21 protein-coding genes are annotated in these 16877 nt (G+C 72.0%); 11 read left to right on the forward strand and 10 right to left on the reverse strand.

Annotated elements, in window-relative coordinates; translation table 11 throughout:
* The first annotated feature begins 99 nt into the window (after nucleotides 1–99).
* Nucleotides 100–1647: a peptidoglycan DD-metalloendopeptidase family protein gene (locus tag MKK82_RS06705; protein ID WP_243985049.1), complete on the forward strand. Its 1548-nt coding sequence runs from the start codon at nucleotides 100–102 to the stop codon at nucleotides 1645–1647.
* An 89-nt stretch (nucleotides 1648–1736) separates the two neighbouring features.
* Here MKK82_RS06705 and MKK82_RS06710 read toward each other — a convergent pair whose 3' ends face one another.
* Together MKK82_RS06710 and MKK82_RS06715 are read right to left on the reverse strand one after the other, a co-directional pair.
* Nucleotides 1737–2156: a YidB family protein gene (locus tag MKK82_RS06710; protein WP_373323337.1), complete on the reverse strand. Its 420-nt coding sequence runs from the start codon at nucleotides 2154–2156 to the stop codon at nucleotides 1737–1739.
* Nucleotides 2153–2545, reverse strand: a complete 393-nt coding sequence (locus MKK82_RS06715) for a YidB family protein (RefSeq protein ID WP_238287491.1) — start codon at nucleotides 2543–2545, stop codon at nucleotides 2153–2155. Before MKK82_RS06715 ends, MKK82_RS06710 begins: the two co-directional genes overlap by 4 nt.
* A gap of 137 nt (nucleotides 2546–2682) precedes the next feature.
* Here MKK82_RS06715 and MKK82_RS06720 point away from each other — a divergent pair, with 137 nt between their 5' ends.
* From MKK82_RS06720 to MKK82_RS06745, 6 genes are all read left to right on the forward strand, one after another.
* Entirely contained in the window at nucleotides 2683–3564 is an 882-nt protein-coding gene (locus MKK82_RS06720) for an alpha/beta fold hydrolase (protein ID WP_238287493.1), read from the forward strand.
* A 132-nt stretch (nucleotides 3565–3696) separates the two neighbouring features.
* Nucleotides 3697–4029, forward strand: coding sequence for a preprotein translocase subunit YajC (gene yajC, locus MKK82_RS06725; RefSeq protein WP_238287496.1), 333 nt, complete (start codon nucleotides 3697–3699; stop codon nucleotides 4027–4029).
* 57 nt (nucleotides 4030–4086) lie between these two features.
* The gene (gene secD, locus MKK82_RS06730; RefSeq protein WP_238287497.1) at nucleotides 4087–5691 is read left to right on the forward strand and encodes a protein translocase subunit SecD; all 1605 of its coding nucleotides are present in this window, start codon (nucleotides 4087–4089) and stop codon (nucleotides 5689–5691) included.
* 117 nt (nucleotides 5692–5808) lie between these two features.
* Nucleotides 5809–6750 carry a protein translocase subunit SecF gene (gene secF, locus MKK82_RS06735; RefSeq protein WP_238287498.1) on the forward strand — a complete coding sequence of 314 codons (942 nt, stop codon included), beginning with the start codon at nucleotides 5809–5811 and terminating at the stop codon, nucleotides 6748–6750.
* A 13-nt stretch (nucleotides 6751–6763) separates the two neighbouring features.
* A complete protein-coding gene (locus MKK82_RS06740; protein WP_238287499.1) occupies nucleotides 6764–7162 on the forward strand; it encodes an Mth938-like domain-containing protein in 399 nt (132 codons plus the stop codon).
* A complete protein-coding gene (locus tag MKK82_RS06745; RefSeq protein WP_238287501.1) occupies nucleotides 7162–8040 on the forward strand; it encodes a phytoene/squalene synthase family protein in 879 nt (292 codons plus the stop codon). The genes MKK82_RS06740 and MKK82_RS06745 overlap by 1 nt, the downstream gene beginning before the upstream one ends.
* A gap of 75 nt (nucleotides 8041–8115) precedes the next feature.
* Here MKK82_RS06745 and MKK82_RS06750 read toward each other — a convergent pair whose 3' ends face one another.
* From MKK82_RS06750 to MKK82_RS06770, 5 genes are all read right to left on the reverse strand, one after another.
* Nucleotides 8116–8763, reverse strand: a complete 648-nt coding sequence (locus MKK82_RS06750) for a protein-L-isoaspartate O-methyltransferase family protein (protein ID WP_238287502.1) — start codon at nucleotides 8761–8763, stop codon at nucleotides 8116–8118.
* On the reverse strand, nucleotides 8760–9524 hold the full coding sequence (gene surE, locus MKK82_RS06755; protein ID WP_238287504.1) for a 5'/3'-nucleotidase SurE: 765 nt from the start codon (nucleotides 9522–9524) through the stop codon (nucleotides 8760–8762). The genes MKK82_RS06750 and surE overlap by 4 nt, the downstream gene beginning before the upstream one ends.
* Nucleotides 9524–10864, reverse strand: a complete 1341-nt coding sequence (gene serS / locus MKK82_RS06760) for a serine--tRNA ligase (RefSeq protein WP_238287505.1) — start codon at nucleotides 10862–10864, stop codon at nucleotides 9524–9526. The genes surE and serS overlap by 1 nt, the downstream gene beginning before the upstream one ends.
* A gap of 99 nt (nucleotides 10865–10963) precedes the next feature.
* Nucleotides 10964–11329 carry a nuclear transport factor 2 family protein gene (locus MKK82_RS06765; RefSeq protein WP_238287506.1) on the reverse strand — a complete coding sequence of 122 codons (366 nt, stop codon included), beginning with the start codon at nucleotides 11327–11329 and terminating at the stop codon, nucleotides 10964–10966.
* 80 nt (nucleotides 11330–11409) lie between these two features.
* Nucleotides 11410–11853: an OsmC family protein gene (locus MKK82_RS06770; protein WP_149310873.1), complete on the reverse strand. Its 444-nt coding sequence runs from the start codon at nucleotides 11851–11853 to the stop codon at nucleotides 11410–11412.
* Between the two features lie 166 nt (nucleotides 11854–12019).
* Here MKK82_RS06770 and MKK82_RS06775 point away from each other — a divergent pair, with 166 nt between their 5' ends.
* A complete protein-coding gene (locus MKK82_RS06775; protein WP_238287508.1) occupies nucleotides 12020–12895 on the forward strand; it encodes an ATP-binding protein in 876 nt (291 codons plus the stop codon).
* A gap of 8 nt (nucleotides 12896–12903) precedes the next feature.
* Here MKK82_RS06775 and dut read toward each other — a convergent pair whose 3' ends face one another.
* Nucleotides 12904–13374 carry a dUTP diphosphatase gene (dut, locus tag MKK82_RS06780; RefSeq protein ID WP_238287510.1) on the reverse strand — a complete coding sequence of 157 codons (471 nt, stop codon included), beginning with the start codon at nucleotides 13372–13374 and terminating at the stop codon, nucleotides 12904–12906.
* Complete coding sequence (locus MKK82_RS06785) at nucleotides 13371–14252, reverse strand: HpcH/HpaI aldolase/citrate lyase family protein (RefSeq protein ID WP_238287512.1); 882 nt, start codon at nucleotides 14250–14252, stop codon at nucleotides 13371–13373. The genes dut and MKK82_RS06785 overlap by 4 nt, the downstream gene beginning before the upstream one ends.
* A gap of 99 nt (nucleotides 14253–14351) precedes the next feature.
* On the opposite strand from MKK82_RS06785, the gene MKK82_RS06790 reads away from it, so the two are divergent.
* Nucleotides 14352–15104 (forward strand): DUF429 domain-containing protein, encoded by a 753-nt coding sequence (locus MKK82_RS06790; protein ID WP_243985051.1) that lies wholly within the window; start codon nucleotides 14352–14354, stop codon nucleotides 15102–15104.
* Nucleotides 15105–15116: 12 nt separating this feature from the next.
* On the opposite strand, the gene MKK82_RS06795 is transcribed toward MKK82_RS06790, so the two are convergent.
* Nucleotides 15117–15614: a hypothetical protein gene (locus MKK82_RS06795; RefSeq protein ID WP_238287516.1), complete on the reverse strand. Its 498-nt coding sequence runs from the start codon at nucleotides 15612–15614 to the stop codon at nucleotides 15117–15119.
* A gap of 491 nt (nucleotides 15615–16105) precedes the next feature.
* On the opposite strand from MKK82_RS06795, the gene MKK82_RS06800 reads away from it, so the two are divergent.
* Nucleotides 16106–16621, forward strand: a complete 516-nt coding sequence (locus MKK82_RS06800; protein ID WP_238287518.1) for an NUDIX hydrolase — start codon at nucleotides 16106–16108, stop codon at nucleotides 16619–16621.
* A 44-nt stretch (nucleotides 16622–16665) separates the two neighbouring features.
* The coding region (locus tag MKK82_RS06805; RefSeq protein WP_279602833.1) for a carbonic anhydrase at nucleotides 16666–16877 on the forward strand (212 nt) is incomplete at its 3' end.

The raw sequence follows: 16877 nt of genomic DNA on the forward strand, positions 1-16877 counted from the left end.
TTCGCGTCAGGGTCGCAGACCTGCGGGACGGGAACGGTTGCTTAACCTGAATCCGTCTTCATTGGGGCATCAAGTTGCGTCAGGCAAACGGGTGCGTCGATGCGGGTGCGCGGTACGGGTCAGATGTTGCGGACGCTCTCGCGCTTCGCCCTCATCGGCATCATCGGCGGGGGGGCCGCCGCCTGTTCCTCGGACGCCTCGCGGCTGAGCAACCCCTTCTCGAATCCCTTCGCTTCGGAGCCGTCCGCCACCGGCAGCCTGCCGGACGGCAGCCTCAAGCCCGTCCCGACGGTCCGCACCGGCCGCATCCAGTCGGAGGCGCTGAGCCCGCCCTCGACCCCGCGCGCCGCCGCGGCGGGACCGGCCGCGGCCCAGAGCCAGGCCCAGACCCATGCCGCCGGCCCGGTCACCCGCGTCGCCTCGACCGGCACGGTCGGCTGGAACGCGCAGGGCGGCACGCAGATCACCGTCTCGCAGAACGACAGCCTGAACCAGATGTCGACCCGCTTCGGCGTGCCGGCGTCCGCGATCCTGTCCGCCAACGGACTGACCAGCGCGAGCCAGATCACCCCCGGTCGGCAGATCGTGATCCCGGTCTACAACGCCTCCGGCATGAATCCGGCCGCGGCCCCCATGACTGCTCGCCCCGCCCGGGCGGCGGAGGAGAAGCGCGAGGACGCCAAGCAGGTCGAGGCCAAGATCGCCGCCAAGCGCGAGGACGCCAAGGAGGCGGCCAAGCGCGAGGACGCCAAGGAAGCCGCCAAGGAGGCGGCCAAGGAAGCGGCGAAGCGCGACGAGGCCGCCAAGCGTGTCGCCGCCGCCAAGGAGACCGATCGCAAGGAGGCCCTCGCCCGCGACGCCGCCGCCCGGAAGGTCGCCGACGCGAAGTCCAAGGAGGCTTCGGTGAAGGAGGGCGACAAGCCCCGGCACGTGCGTCCCGGACAGGTCGCCAAGGCTGACGACAAGAAGGCCGACGAGAAGAAGGCGGAAGCCAGGGTCGAGGCGAAGGCCGAGGCGCGGGCCAAGGCCGAGGCGAAGGCCAAGGCCGTTGCGAAGGCTCAGGAGGCCAAGGCCGAGGCGAAGGCGGCCGCGAAGGCCGAGGCCGCCCAGAAGCTCGCCGAGGCGAAGGCCGCCAAGGAGGCCGCGCAGAAGGCGGCTGCCGCCGAGAAGACCGAGAAGGTCGCCGCCAAGGAGTCGCCGAAGGCCGCCCCCGTGGCGTCCGCCGCGCCGGCGAAGTCCGAGCCCGCCGCCACGGGTTCGGTGGCCGAGGCCGCGGCGTCGGAGAGCTTCCGCTGGCCCGCCAAGGGCCGGGTGATCTCGGGCTACGGCAGCTCCGGCAACGAGGGCATCAACATCGCGGTGCCGGAGGGCACGCCCGTCAAGGCGGCCGAGGAAGGCACGGTGGCGTATGCCGGCTCCGACGTGAAGGGCTACGGCAAGCTCGTGCTCGTGCGCCACGCCAACGGCTTCGTCTCGGCCTATGCCCACAACGGCGAACTGGACGTGAAGCCCGGCGACAAGGTCAAGCGCGGCCAGACCATCGCGAAGTCCGGCGCCTCGGGCAACGTGACCACGCCGCAGCTGCACTTCGAGATCCGCAAGGGCGGCTCGCCCGTGGACCCGATGTCCCAGCTCGCCAGCAACTGAGCGGCGCGGGCGACCCGGAACGCGAGGCGGCCCCGAGAGGGGCCGCCTTTTTTCGTGGGCCGCCGGTGAGGCGCCGGTGATCTGCCGCCCTACACCTTGGGCGCCTGCAGCGTCCCGTCCGGGCTGTGATGGTCCACCACCGTCGGCAATGCCTCGGCCAGCGTCGGGAAGAGCTGGTCCATCGGAATGCCGAGCTTCTGCGCCATCTGGCGCACCTGCTCGTTGTCGAGGACCTTGCGCAGGTCGTCGGCGGTGATCGGCGCGTTCGGCCCGCGGCCGAGCCAGGAATTGACCTGGCTCTCGTAGCCCGAGCGGCGAAGCTGATCGAGCAGCGCGTTCAGGCCGCCGGGCAGCACCTGCTGGATGAGACCGGGCAGCGCCTTCAGCGCCATCTGCCCCAGCGATCCGCCGAGGGAATCGAGCAGGCTCATCCGCGTACCCCGTGGTTGTGTCCGCCGTGATCTAGGGCGCGCAGCCCCGGCGAGGAGTGGATCGGCCGGCGCCCTCAGTGGACCTGCGTGCTGAAGTTCGGCTGCGGCTTCAGCTGCCCGTTCTCGCTCTGGGCCGCGACCGCCGCCGGGAGGAACTCCGCCAGCACCGTCGCGACGCGCCCGTGCGGCACGCTGAGGTCGTAGGCGAGGCGTTCGGTCACCGCCTCGGGCAGGCACGCCGCGATGGCCGAGGCCGGGATGGCCTGACGCTCCCCCGCCGACAGCCAGGATCCGACGGCGGCTCCGTGCCCGGCGTCGCGCAGCCTGTCGAGGAACGCCGCGAGCCCGCCGGGGTAGAACTTGGCCATGGCCATGGCGAGCTTGCCGCTCCCGACCCCCTCCAGGGCCCGGTCGGTCGCCGCGACCACGTCGCCGATCAGGGACTTCGCGCTGTCGAGCAGGCCCATGTCTCTCCACCGTCACGCTTCTTCACCGCTCGGGAGATCGGGCGCGCGGGGGCGCCGGCAAGGGCACCGGGGCGGCCATGCGGCAATTGCGCGGCGTTGCGCGTAAGATCCGCGCCGGACCGATGCGGGAGCCCTCCATGAAGCGCGTGCAGGCCGGCGTACTGGACGTCGCCTACCTGGAGCTCGGGCCGCCGGACGGGCCGCCCGCGGTGCTGCTCCACGGCTTCCCGTACGACGTCCACGCCTGCACGGCGGCGGCCCGGCTGCTGGCGGAGGCCGGGGTGCGCTGCCTCGTCCCGTACCTGCGCGGCTACGGACCGACGCGGTTCCGCGACGGGGCGACCCCGCGTTCCGGCGAGCAGGCGGCGCTGGGCGCCGACCTCCTGGCGTTCCTGGACGCCCTCGCGATCGAGCGCGCGGTACTCGCCGGCTACGATTGGGGCGGGCGGGCCGCCTGCGTGGTCTCGGCGCTCTGGCCGGACCGCTCCGCGGGGCTCGTGAGCTGCGGCGTCGGCTACAACATCCAGAACCTACCGGCCGCCGGGCGGCCCGCCGCGCCGGAGGCCGAACAGCGCCTCTGGTATCAGTACTATCTCCATAGCGAGCGCGGCCGCGCCGGCCTCGCCGAGAATCGGGACGCGTTCTGCCATCTGCTCTGGCACCTCTGGTCGCCGAGTTGGGGCTTCGGCGCCGCGACCTTCGCGGAGACCGCGCGATCCTTCGACAACCCCGACTTCGTCGACGTGGTGGTGCATTCCTATCGCCACCGCTTCGGCCTCGTGCCGAGCGATCCGGCGCTGGTCGACATCGAAGCCCGCTTGGCGGGGCAGCCGGTGATCCCCGTGCCGGCGATCGTGCTGCTGGGTGCCGATGACGGTGTCACCCCGCCGCCCGCCACCGACACGGATGCGCGCCGCTTCGGCGGGCCGTACCGGCGTGAGATCGTCGCGGGGGTGGGCCACAACGTCCCGCAGGAGGCACCTGCGGCCTTTGCGGGGGCGGTTCGCGCCCTTCTCTGACGCCGCCACGCAAGAGCGTCGCTTCGACGTTGCTTTCGGGAAGCCCCTGGCTATAGTCCGCGCGCTTTTCGACAGGTCTGCCCACGCCGAAAACCGGTGGCAGATCCGTGCGCCATTCGCAGGAGACGCTCGTTGATCACCCCCGCCTTCGCGCAAGCGGCCGGTACGGCCGCTGGCGGAGCGGAGATCGCCTTTCAGGTGGTCCCGTTCGTCCTGATCTTCGTGATCATGTACTTCCTGATCCTGCGGCCGCAGCAGAAGCGGGTCAAGGATCACCAGACGCTGCTGAAGTCCGTGCGCCGGGACGACACGGTCGTCACCAATGGCGGCCTCGTCGGTCGTGTGACCAAGGCGGCGGACGACCAGGCCGAGATCGAGGTGGAGATCGCCCCCAACGTCCGCGTGCGGGTGGTCCGGTCGATGATCTCCGAGGTCCGGGCCAAGGGCTCGGTGAAGGCCGCCTGAACCCGCGTTTGAACCGGCCGGCGTAACGCGCCGGCCCACAAGAGAAAAAGACGGCCCATGCTGCGCTTCTCCCGTGCGAAGATCATCGCGACGCTGGGCCTGATCCTGATCGGCCTGATGCTCGCCGTGCCGAGCTTCTTCTCGCCGGAGCAGCGCAAGGGGTTCGTCGCCAGCCTGCCCTCCTGGTTCCCCAGCTGGGTCGTGCCGACCCGCGCCATCGTCCTCGGCCTCGACCTGCAGGGCGGCTCGCAGCTCCTGCTCGAAGTCGACCAGAACGAGCTGATCGCCTCTCAGGCCAAGGCCCTGCGCGACGACGTGCGCCGGGTGCTCCAGCAGGAGAACGTCCGCGCCGACGGCGGCATCGGCCTGCTCCAGCGCGGCGTCCAGGTGAAGGTCGCGGACGACGCGGCCCGTGCCAAGGTGCTACCGAAGCTCCAGGAGCTGTCGCAGCCGATCACCACGTCCCTCGGCCAGACCGCCGCCCGCACCCTCGACATCGCCGAGCAGCCCGGCGGCGTGCTCCGCCTGACGCTCACCGATGCCGGCATCACCGACCGCACCCGCCGGGCCGTGAGCCAGGGCATCGAGGTCATCCGGCGCCGCCTCGATTCCACCGGCACGACCGAACCGTCGATCCAGCAGCAGGGCGCCGACCGGATCCTGATCCAGGTCCCGGGCGAGCAGAACCCCGAGCGGCTCGAGCGGCTCCTCGGCTCCACCGCCAAGCTCGAGTTCCGCATGCTCGCCGACAGCCCCTCGGGCGACGTCGACATGCTGCCCTCCAAGGACGAGAAGGGCGCCAAGGTCCCGGTCGAGCGCCGGGTGATGGCCGACGGCGGCGAACTGACCGACGCGCAGCCCGCCTTCGACCAGCAGTCCCACGAGCCGATGGTGAGCTTCAAGTTCAACCTCCGCGGCGCGCAGCGCTTCGGGCAGGCGACCTCGGAGAATGTCGGCCGGCGCATGGCGATCGTGCTCGACAACGAGGTCGTGTCGGCCCCGGTGATCCGCTCGGCGATCACGGGCGGCTCCGGCCAGATCACCGGCAACTTCACCGTCCAGCAGGCCAACGACCTGTCGGTCCTGCTGCGGGCCGGCGCCCTGCCGGCGAAGTTCACCGTGGTCGAGCGCCGCGTGGTCGGCCCGGGCCTCGGCCGCGACTCCATCGAGGCCGGCAAGCTCGCGACCCTGGTGGCGGCGGGCCTGGTGGTCGCCTTCATGTTCGCGACCTACGGGACGTTCGGCTTCATCGCCAACATCGCCCTGATCGTCCACGTCGGGCTGATCCTGGGCCTGATGTCGGTGCTGGAGGCGACCATGACGCTCCCGGGCATCGCCGGCATCGTGCTCACGATCGGCACGGCGGTCGATTCCAACGTGCTGATCTACGAGCGCATGCGCGAGGAGAGCCATGCCGGCCGCTCCCTGATCTCGGCGCTCCAGGCGGGCTTCGACCGGGCCTTCGCCACGATCATCGACTCGAACTCGACCATGGCGATTGCCGCCCTGATCCTGTTCTTCCTCGGCTCGGGCCCGGTGAAGGGCTTCGCCGTGGTCTTCATCCTCGGCATCCTGACCACGGTCATCACCGCGGTGACGCTGACCCGCATGATGATCGCGGTGTGGTACAAGACCTTCCGGCCGAAGGCCCTGCCGTTCTGAGTTTTTGGAGGGGCGACACGGGAAGCGCGTGTGGCGCGACAGACCTCTCTCCCGAACGGGAGAGGGGAGCCGCGCCCCGGCTTCCCGCGTCGCGGCTCCGGTAGAAGAGACACGACCATGCGCCTGCTCCGCCTCTGGCCCGATGAATCGCATTTCGACTTCATGCGATTCCGGCGCTTCACCTTCCCGCTCTCGGCGGCGCTGTCGCTCGCGACCGTGGCGCTGTTCCTGACGATCGGCCTGAATTTCGGCATCGACTTCAAGGGCGGCACCCTGGTCGAGCTGCAGGCGAAGTCCGGTACCGCCGACGTGGCGTCGATCCGGCACACGGCCGCGGGCTTCGGCTTCGGCGAGCCCGAGGTGCAGGAACTCGGCAACCAGGGCACTGTGCTGGTCCGCCTGCCCCTCCAGCCCGGCGAGCAGGGCCAGACGGCGGTGATGAACAAGGCGCACGCCGCCTTCGACAAGGATTACGACTTCCGCCGCACCGAGACCGTCGGCCCGCGCGTCTCCGGCGAACTCGTGCAGTCCGGCACGCTCGGCGTCGTGCTCTCGGTCGTGGCCGTGCTGCTCTACCTCTGGTTCCGCTTCGAGCGGGAACTGGCCCTCGGCGCCATCGTGGGCACCCTCCACGACATCGTGCTGACGGTCGGCGTGTTCATCATCACCCGGATCGAGTTCAACATGACGTCGATCGCCGCGATCCTGACGATCGTCGGCTACTCGCTCAACGAGACCGTGGTGGTGTTCGACCGGACCCGCGAGCTGATGCGCCGGTACAAGACGATCCCCACCGTCGACCTGCTCAACCTGTCGATCAACTCGACCATGTCGCGCACCGTGATGACGTCGATCTCGTCGTCCCTGTCGCTCCTGGCGCTCGTGCTGTTCGGCGGCGAGGCGATCAAGGGCTTCGCCGTGGTGATGCTCTGCGGCGTCGTGATCTGCACCTACTCGGCGATCTTCGTCTCGACGCCGGTGTTGATCTACCTGGGGCTGATGCTCTCGGGCGCCCGCGCGGCGGCCGAGCGGTCGGGCGTCCCGCAACCGGCGGAGTAGTCTTTTTCCCCAGATGGCCGATCAGCCGAGTCCCAAGAACTTCGAGTCCGGCTTCGTGCCGGGGCGCCACATCATCGACACCTACGGCAATGGCGGCTTCCGCTTCGCCGGGATGTCCCATCGCGGCTCGATCCTGATGCTGCCCACGGGGGTCCGCGCCTGGGACGTGACGGAGCCCCGGGCGATCGACCGCACGGCGCTCCGCCCGGTCCAGGCCGAGGCGGCGGGGATCGAGCTTCTGCTCGTCGGCACCGGCCTCGACATCGCGGCGATCGACCCCGCCCTGCGGGGCTGGCTCAAGGATTTCGGCGTCGGCCTCGACGTGATGCAGACCGGGGCGGCCGCCCGCACCTACAACATCCTGGTGGCCGAGAACCGCAAGGTCGCGGCCGCCCTGATCGCGGTGGCCTGATGCCGGAGGCGGATGGCAGGACGGCCGAGACCGGACTCGCCTTCGCGCAGTCCCATTGCGAGGATCTCGTGCGGGCCGGCGACCCGGACCGCTACTACGCGACGCTGTTCGCCCCGGCCGCCGCCAGGCCCCACCTCTTCGCGCTCTACGCCTTCAGCCTGACCGTCGCCCGGGTGCGGGAGGCCGCCTCGAATCCCATGGCCGGCGAGATCCGCCTGCAATGGTGGCGCGACGCCCTCCAGGGCGAGGCGCGGGGCGACGTGCGCGCGAATCCGGTGGCGGCCGCCCTGGAGGAGGCGATCCGCGTGAACCGCCTCGGGCGGCAACCCTTCGTCGACCTGATCGATGCCCGCGTGTTCGACCTCTACGAGGATCCGATGCCGCGGGTGAACGACCTCGAAGGGTATTGCGGCGAGACGGCCTCGGCCCTGTTCCGGCTGGCGAGCCTCGTGATCGGCAGCGGCGCCGAGCCGGGCGGCGCGGGCGCGGCCGGCCATGCCGGCGTGGCCTACGGGATCACCGGTCTCCTGCGCGCCCTGCCCTGGCACGCCCGCTCCGGCCAAGTCTATCTCCCGGCCGACGTGCTCGCCCGCTACGGGGTTACCCGCGAGGACATCGTGACCGGCCGCGGCGGGCCGGGCCTGCGGCGCGCCTGCGCCGACCTGCGCGACCTCGCCCGCCAGCACCTCAAGGCCTTCGCGGCGGCGCGCCCGAGCATCGCGCCCTCGGCGAGCGCCGCGTTCCTGCCGGTGGCGCTGGTGGAGCCGTACCTCGCCGCCATGGAGCGAGCCTCCTACGATCCGCTCAACACGCCCGTCGAGCTGCCGCGCTGGCGCCGCCTGTGGCGCCTGTGGCGGGCGGCGCGGCGGACGGGGTGACGGTCCCACGACCGTTTTTTACGCGCCGCGGCATGATCCAAACGGCGCTGCCGGTCCGGCCGTCCGCCCGCGGCATCAGAGAACCCGCCCCAGCCCCGGGACTAGCGCGGCAAGCCGCACCGGCGCGCCCGGCTCGGGATCCGCCTCCGGCGTCGCCAGCACGGCGACCCGGCAGCACCCGTCGCCGTCGAGGCCGGTCACCAGCCGGCCGCCGGGCTCGAGGGCGGCCCGCCAGTGGTGCGGGATGTCCGGTACCCGGCCGTGCACCAGGATCCGGTCGAAGCCCCCGTCCGGCAACTCCGGGGCGAGCCCGTCGGCCTGGACGACGTGCACCTCGGACAGGGGGGCGAGCCGTGCCGCTGCGTCCGCGGCGAGCGTCCCGTAGCGCTCCAGGCTGAGCACCGCGCCGGCCCCCAGCCGGGCGAGCAGGGCGGTGGCGTAGCCGGAGCCCGTGCCGATCTCCAGGACGCGCTGGCCCGGCTCGACCCGCAGCAGGGCGAGCATCAGCGCCACCGTGACGGGCGCCGTCATCGAGGCGCCGCAGGGCAGCGGCAGGGCGATGTCCCGTCGCGCGTGCTCCCGAAGCTGCTGCGGCGCGAACGTCTCCCGCGACACCAGCTCCATGGCGCGCAGGACCGCGGTGTCGCGCAGGCCCCTGCCCCGGAGCGCCATCACGAAGGCGGCGTTGCCGGCAGCCTCCTCCAGGCTGCCGAAATCGGTCACTCGGCGAACGCCTGCGCGAAGCGCGTCAGGGTCGGCTCGTCGGTGAGGTCGAGGCGCAGGGGCGTCACCGCGATCCGCTTCTCGGCGATGGCCTTGAGGTCCGAGCCGTGGCCCGGCTCGAACCGGGCCTTGGCGAAGGCCAGCCAGAAATACGGGTTGCCGCGCCCGTCGACGCGGGCGTCGATCGACAGCAGCGCCTGGTTGCGGAAGCCCTGCGCGGCCACCGCGATGCCCTGCACGTCGGCCGGTTCGCAGTCCGGGAAGTTCACGTTGACCAGGATGCCGGGCTCGATCCCGGTCTCCAGGATCTTGCGGACGACCTTCGGCCCGTGCGTCCGCGCGCAGTCCCACTTGAGCGCGCCGCGCCCGCCCACGCCGTAGGCCTGGCTCAACGCGATGGAGCGGATGCCGAGGATCGTCCCCTCCATGGCGGCCGCGATCGTGCCCGAATAGGTCACGTCCTCGGCGACGTTCTGGCCGCGGTTGACCCCCGACAGGACGAGGTCCGGCCCGTGATCCCCCAGGATGTGGCGCACGCCCAGGATCACGCAGTCCGACGGGGTGCCCTTCACGGCGAAGCGCTGCTCCGAGACCTGCCGCAGCCGCAGCGGGTCGTTGAGCGAGAGCGAGTGGGACACGCCGGACTGGTCGCTCTCCGGCGCCACGACCCAGACGTCGTCCGACAGCTCCCGGGCGATCTCCTCCAGGGTACTGAGCCCCGGCGCGTGGATGCCGTCGTCGTTGGTGACCAGGATGCGCATCAGCGGGTGCCCTCGATCCGGTTGAGCCCGCCCATGTAGGGGTGGAGCACCGACGGGACCGTGATGCTCCCGTCCGGGTTCTGGTAGTTCTCCATCACGGCGATGAGCGCGCGGCCGACCGCCACGCCCGAGCCGTTGAGGGTGTGGACATAGGCCGGCTTGCCGTCCTTGCCCCGGTAGCGGGCGTTCATCCGCCGGGCCTGGAAGTCGCCGCAGACCGAGCAGGACGAGATCTCGCGGTGCGTGCGCTGGCCCGGCACCCAGACCTCGATGTCGTAGGTCTTCTGGCTGGCGAAGCCCATGTCGCCGGTGCAGAGCGTCATGACGCGATAGGGCAGATCCAGCTTCTTCAGGACCGCCTCGGCGCAGGTCAGCATCCGCTCGTGCTCGTTGGCGGATTCCTGCGGCGTCGTAATCGAGACCAGCTCGACCTTGTTGAACTGGTGCTGGCGCAGCATGCCGCGGGTGTCGCGCCCCGCCGCCCCGGCCTCGGCGCGGAAGCACGGCGTGAGCGCGGTGAAGCGCAGGGGCAGCTCCTCCTCGCGGAGGATCGCCTCGCGCACGAGGTTCGTCAGCGGCACCTCGGCGGTGGGGACGAGCCAGAACTTCTCGGCGTTGGCCGGCGCCGGATCCGTCGCGGTCTCCAGCGCCTTCACTGCGTCCAGCCCTTTGAACACCGAGAACTGGTCGTCCTCGAACTTCGGCAGCTGCGCCGTGCCGAACATGGCGGCGTCCCGCACCAGGATCGGCGGCGCCACCTCCAGGTAGCCGTGCTCCTGCGTGTGCAGGTCGAGCATGAACTGGCCGAGGGCCCGCTCCAGCCGGGCGAGCTGACCCTTCAGCACCACGAAGCGCGAGCCCGACAGCTTGGCCGCCGCCTCGAAATCCATCAGCCCGGCAGCCTCGCCGAGCTCGAAATGCTCCTTCCCCGCGTTCAGCCGCTCGCGGGTGGCGGCGTGGCTGCGGTAGAGGACGTTGCCGTGCTCGTCCGCGCCCTCGGGGACATCGGCCTTCGGCCGGTTCGGGATCGCGGCGAGTCGGTCCGCCAGCGCCCTGTCGGCCATCTCCTGCGCGGCCTTCAGCTCGGGCTCGGCGCCCTTCAGCGCCGCGACCTCCACCATCAGGGCGGCGGCGCGCGCCTCGTCCTTGGCCTTCTTGGCGCCGCCCACCTCCTTGGCCAGGGCGTTGCGCCGCTCCTGGTTGGCCTGCGCGGCCGAGACCGAGGATTTCCGCGCCTCGTCGAGGGCGATCAGCTCGGCCGAGAGCGGCGCGAGGCCCCGGCGGGCGAGGTCGCGGTCGAAGGCGTCCGGGTTGTCCCGGATGGCGCGGATGTCGTGCATCGAGTCGGCTCGGGTCTTCTGCGCGGCGTCGGCGCGCGGGCCCCGCTTTGCCGCATCGCGCCCGGTGGGACAAGCGCGCGGCAGCGTCCGGGCCGCCCGTCAGCCCTTCGGCGGCGCGAGCTTGAGCTGGTCGATCGCCCAGAGCCACGTCCCGTCGGGCTGCTCCCGGGCGACCTCCACCGAGAACGCGCCGTTGGGCAGCCGCGCGAAGGTCAGGGCGAGCGCGCCGTTGCGCAGGGGGGGCGGCGTCTCCGGCGCCGGGAAGTCGGATTTGCGCGCCAGCAGGTCGGTGTAGAAGCTCCGGATCTCGGCGTGGCCCGTGGCGACGACGCGGCCCGCCGCCACCACCGCGTCGGGCTGGTAGAGGGCGACGAGCCCCTCGACGTCGCCGGCATTGGCGCGTCGGTTGAACAGGGCGGCCAGGTCCTCGGGGGCGCGGGCGGGCTCTCGCGTGTGATCCGTCATGGCGTGTCCTCGTCCGGCTTCGGCGGCCGGTTGATGTTGCGGCAATGCGCCGGGCGGCCGATTTGTCCCCGGCGCATCGGTCATTTCAGGCGCGTGCCGTCGCGGTCGGCCACCGAGACGGCCACCGGGATCCCGGCCTTCACGCTCTCCGAGACGGTGCAGAACCGCTCGAACTGCGCGATCACCCGGTCGATCCGCGGCATCTCGGCGGCCGCGGCCCCGAGCTGGATGTGGACGCCGATCCCGGTGACGCGCAGCCGTCCCTCGGCGTTGCGCTCCACCCGGCAGGACGCCTCGGCGGCGACGCCGCGCGCCTCCTGGCGGAACTTGCCCAGGGCGAAGACGAGGCTGGCGCAGAGGCAGTTGGCGACGCCGGAGATCAGCAGCTGCTCGGGGAAGGGCCCGGTCCCGCCGCCGATCGGCGGCGCCTCGTCGGTGAGGAGCGCCGGCAGGGCCGCGCCGAAATCGACGGTGAAGACGTAATCCGCGACTTGGGTGATCCGGATCGTCGGCCCCGTATCCATCGATGCTCCCCGGCGGGCGCGTGGCTCGACCTGCCGGGATATCCAACGCCCGATGCGGGTTCGCGTTCGGAAGGTCCGCGCCATGCATGGGGACACGGATGATTTCGCTGGATCTTCCCCGTAGAACCGGCGGCCTGACCGACCCGGAAGCGAACCCCCCGATCCGATGACGAGCCCCGCGACCCTCGACGCCCTGATGCCCCTCCTGGAGCGCATCGCCACCGCCCTGGAGCGGGCGGCCCCCGCCGCCCCGCCGGCCTTCGACCCGAACGCCGCCGACGCCTTCCTGTGGGGGCCGGAGCGGCGGCTGACCCCGGTGCCGCAGGTGGCGCGGGTGGAGATGGGCCTGCTCACCGGGATCGACCGGGCGCGCGACATCCTGGTGGAGAACACCGAGCGCTTCGCCCGGGGCCTGCCGGCCAACAACGCCCTGCTGTGGGGCGCCCGCGGCATGGGCAAGTCCTCGCTGGTCAAGGCGGCCCATGCGGAGATCAACGCCCGCCGGCCCGCCGGCAGCCGGCCGATGAAGCTCGTGGAGATCCACCGCGAGGACATCGAGGCGCTGCCGGACCTGATGGCCCTGCTCCGGCCGGACCCGCACCGCTGGCTCGTCTACTGCGACGACCTCTCCTTCGACGCGGACGACACCTCGTACAAGTCGCTGAAGACCGCCCTGGACGGCGGCATCGAGGGCCGACCGGGCAACGTCCTGTTCTACGCGACTTCGAACCGGCGCCACCTGCTCGCCCGCGACATGGTGGAGAACGAGCGCTCGACGGCGATCAATCCCGGCGAGGCCGTGGAGGAGAAGGTCTCGCTCTCGGACCGCTTCGGCCTCTGGCTCGGCTTCCACAAGTGCAGCCAGGACGAGTACCTGGGGATGATCCGCGCCTATGCCGACCGCTACGGCCTGGATGTTCCGCCGGAGCAGCTGCGCGCCGAGGGGCTGGAATGGGCCACCACCCGCGGCTCGCGCTCGGGCCGCACCGCCTTTCAGTTCATCCAGGATCTGGCCGGGCGTCTCGGCAAGACCCTCGACTGAGCGCCGCCCTACCGTCCGCTCGATCCGAACCCGCCCGCGCCCCGCTCCGAGCCGGGGCCGGCCGGCCCGTCCAGGAGGGTCAGCGCCGGCCGGGCGATCCGGGTGAAGACGAGCTGGGCGATCCGCTCGCCCGGCTCGATCCGCGCCGGCTCCGCGTCGTCGCGGTTCCAGGCGGAGACCATCAGCGGACCCTCGTAATCCGCGTCGATGACGCCGGTGCCGTTGCCCAGCACCAAGCCGTCGCGGTGACCCCGGCCCGAGCGCGGGAGGATCAGCCCGCACCAGTCGGGATCGCGGATCAGCACGCTGAACCCCGCCGGGATCAGCGCCGCCTTGGTCCGCGGCGGCAGGATCAGCGGCGCGTCAAGGCAGGCGTGCAGGTCGAGGCCGGCGGCGGCCGACGAGCCCCAGCGCGGAAACCCCCAGCCCGGCAGCCGCGGATCCAGCAGCCGCAGGCCGACCTCCCGCAGGCCGCTCACGCGCCGAGCCGCGCGATCGCCTCGGCCATCGCGAGCGTCCGCCGGGACACCTCGACGTGGAGGCGCTCGACCATCTTGCCGTCCACCGCGACGACCCCGCGCGCGCGGTTTTCCGGGGCGTCGAACACGTCGAGCATCCGCCGCGCCTGCGCGATCTCCTCGGCGTCCGGCGCGAAGGCGGCGTTGGCGGGATCGATCTGGCTCGGATGGATCAGCATCTTGCCGTCGAAGCCCAGGTCGCGGCCCTGCGCGCACTCGGCCTCGAAGCCGGCCGCGTCCCGGAGATCCGTGAACACGCCGTCGATCGCGTCGATCTCGTAGGCCCGGGCGGCGGCCAGCACGGTCATCAGCCACGGCACCAGGGCCGACCGCCCCGGCGGCCGGATGCGGGCGGCCTTCAGCAGGTCGTTCGGGCCGATCACCAGGGCCGAGAGCCGCCCGTCCACGTCCCGGGCCGCGCCGGCGATCTCGGCGGCGTTCACCACCGCCAGCGGGGTCTCGATCATCGCCCAGACCCGGGTGTCCGACGGCGCGCCGAGGCGGCGCAGGCGGGAGCCGACGGCGATCAGCGTGTCCGAGGTGCGGACCTTGGGCACGAGGATCGCGTCGGCGCCGGCCCGGGCGAGCGCCGCGAGGTCGGCCTCGCCGTCCTCGGTCTCGGGCGGATTGATCCGGACCACCACCTCCCGGTGGCCGAAGCCGCGCGCGGCCACCGCCGCGGCGACCTGCGCGCGCGCCGCCGCCTTGGCGTCCGGGGCCGTGCCGTCCTCGAGGTCGATCAGGATCACGTCGGCGGGGAGGGTTTGCGCCTTCACCAGGGCGCGGGCGTTGGAGCCGGGCATCGCCAGCACGCTGCGGCGGGGACGGATCTCGCTCATCACGCTTCTCCCGGGGCGGCGGAGCCCGCCGCGACGCGGATAGCTTTCCGCGCGCGCAGGGGCAAGAAGACCGGGGGCCACGGGGGCGGAGGACGCGAGATGGCGCGCTGGGTCGCGGGGCTGGACGGATGCCGCGGCGCCTGGGCGGGTGCGCTGATCGACCTCGACGATCCCGGCCGGCATCGCTGCGCCCTGTTTCCCGACGTGGCCGCCCTCCTCGACGCACCGGAGCAGCCCCTGATCGTCGGGATCGACGTACCGATCGGCCTGCCCGACCGGATTCTCGGCGGCGGCCGGGCGGCCGATCTGGCGGCGCGCGCCCGGCTCGGACCGGCGCGCTCCTCGGTCTTCCCGATGCCGCCGCGGGCCGCCGTCTACGCGCCCGACTACGCGGCCGCCAAGGCCGCCTCGCGGGCCGCCAGCGACCCGCCCTTCGCGCCCTCGATCCAGGGCTACAACATCTTCCGCTACGTCCGCGCGGTCGACACGCTCCTGCGGGAGCGCCCGGAGGCACGCGGGCGGGTCCACGAGGTGCACCCGGAGGTCGCGTTCCATGCCCTCAACGGCGAACGGCCGCTCGGCCTGCCGAAGAAGGGGGGACGGGCCCGGCAGGGCCTGGACCTCCGGCGCGCGCTCCTCGCCGCGGCCGGGCTGCCGACGGCGCTGCTCGACGCCCGGGCCAGGGGCATCCCCGAGGACGATCACCTCGACGCCCTGGCGGCGCTGGTGGTCGCGGGTGACATCCTCGCGGGACGGGCGCGGCCCCTCCCCGACCCGCCGGGACGGGACGGGGAGGGCCTGCCGGTGGTCATCTGGGCGCCGGCCGTGCGGGCGTCCCCGCCGACCCCGTGAGGCCGGCGCGCCTCAGCGCGTCGAGGCCAGGGCCGGTGGCGGCTTGAACTCGCCCTGCCACTGGGTGGTCTGGTCCGTGGGCGACGCGAAGACGGCGGTGAACGATCCGGTGCCCTTCAGACCTGCGAACGCCCCCGTCGCCTTGGCGACCTTGAACGCGCCCACGGCGGTGACCCGCCCCAGGGCGTCGGTGGTCACCCGGCCCGTATAGGGACTGGTCGTCGTTCCGTTCGGCGTGGTGAAGGTGATGGTCCCCTTGAGCGGACCCTGCCCGCTCTCCATCGTCACCGTCTCCACGATGGTGACCTGGGCGTTGTCGAGGGGCTGGCCCGGGCTCTTGTTGATGCCGGTGCCGCGCTCCTCGATCCTCATCTTGCCCGGCGCGATCGGCTGCATGTTCTGGCCGTCGTAGTGCAGCGTGAACGAGCCGCCCATCGGCATGGCGAAGGCGCCGGATGCCCCGATCAGGAGCATCAGGGCGGCACTGGGTGGGATCCACACGCGCGACATCGGACATCCTCCCTGGGATAGGCCGTTCCTGTTTCGCAGATTCGAGTAAACACGAATATTATATATAAGCAAATATATTCCGGAGTCAGTGCGGTTCTTGAGATTGAATACAGTATCGGTCCCGTGCCGGATCGTCGAATTGCGCACGTTCGTCCGACGGCCGAAATCCGTCGCCGCGCCGCAGGCGACGCGTCGGATGACCGCGCCCGGGGGTGACCGCTCGTCCGGCGGTGACGGCTCTTCAGGGGAGGATCGACGCCGTTCCGCGGCGCCGCAGGCGAGCCCGGACGGCCGAATCACCACCGGCGCAGAGGCGCGTCGCGTCGGCGGATCGGGATCCCGGCTGCCCCTGCGCGGCCCCGGGATGGCGGTGAGGCGGCGGTCGGGCCGGCCCGTTCCGGGGGCCGGGACCCCTCTCGTGACCTCACGGCCGCGCGCGAAGCGCCGCGGTGTCGGTGTCCGACACCCGCGTCCCGCCCTAGCTCTGGCGCATGAGCACCCCGACTCCGCTTCCGATCCGTCACATCGCCCGGGCGATCGTCCTCGATCCGCAGGACCGGATCCTGCTGATCGCCTACGCCTCGGTCCACGCGCGTGGACCGGACGGCGAGCCCATGCGGTTCTGGTTCATGCCCGGCGGCGGTCTGGAGCCGGGCGAGGACCACGTCACCGCCTGCCGGCGCGAACTGGAGGAGGAGATCGGCCGCGGCGACGTTGAGATCGGCCCGCAGGTCGCGGCCTGCGACGGCCCCTTCCACCTGTTCCGCCAGTCGCGGGACGCCCGCGAGCGCTATTTCCTGGTCCGCCTTCCCGACGACCGCGTGGACACGAGCCGCCTCGCAGAGACCGAGGACAACCCGGTGATCGGCACCCGGTGGTGGCCGCTGGAGGACTTGCGGGCGAGCGGCGAGCACGTCGAGCCGGCCGGGCTGGCCGATCTGGCAGCCGCGCTCGTGGCGGGGACTATCCCCCGCGAGCCGCACGTTCTGACTTGGCACGATCATTGAGCCGGATTCCGCGGACGCGGCCATCCGCACGGCAAGGAGAGTTCATGTTTCCCGAGTTCCTCACCAACGGCTACCAGGCGTTCCTGTCGGGGCGCTTTCCGTCCGAGCAGAAGCGCTTCGCCCACCTCGCCGAGACCCAGACGCCGGAGATCCTGGTGATCAGCTGCTGTGACAGCCGGGTTGCGCCGGAGGCGATCTTCGATGCCGGGCCGGGCGAGCTGTTCGTGATCCGCAACGTGGCCAACATCGTGCCGAT

Origin of the sequence: Methylobacterium sp. E-046, from assembly GCF_022829625.1 — a bacterium.
In the GTDB taxonomy this organism is placed as follows: domain Bacteria; phylum Pseudomonadota; class Alphaproteobacteria; order Rhizobiales; family Beijerinckiaceae; genus Methylobacterium; species Methylobacterium longum.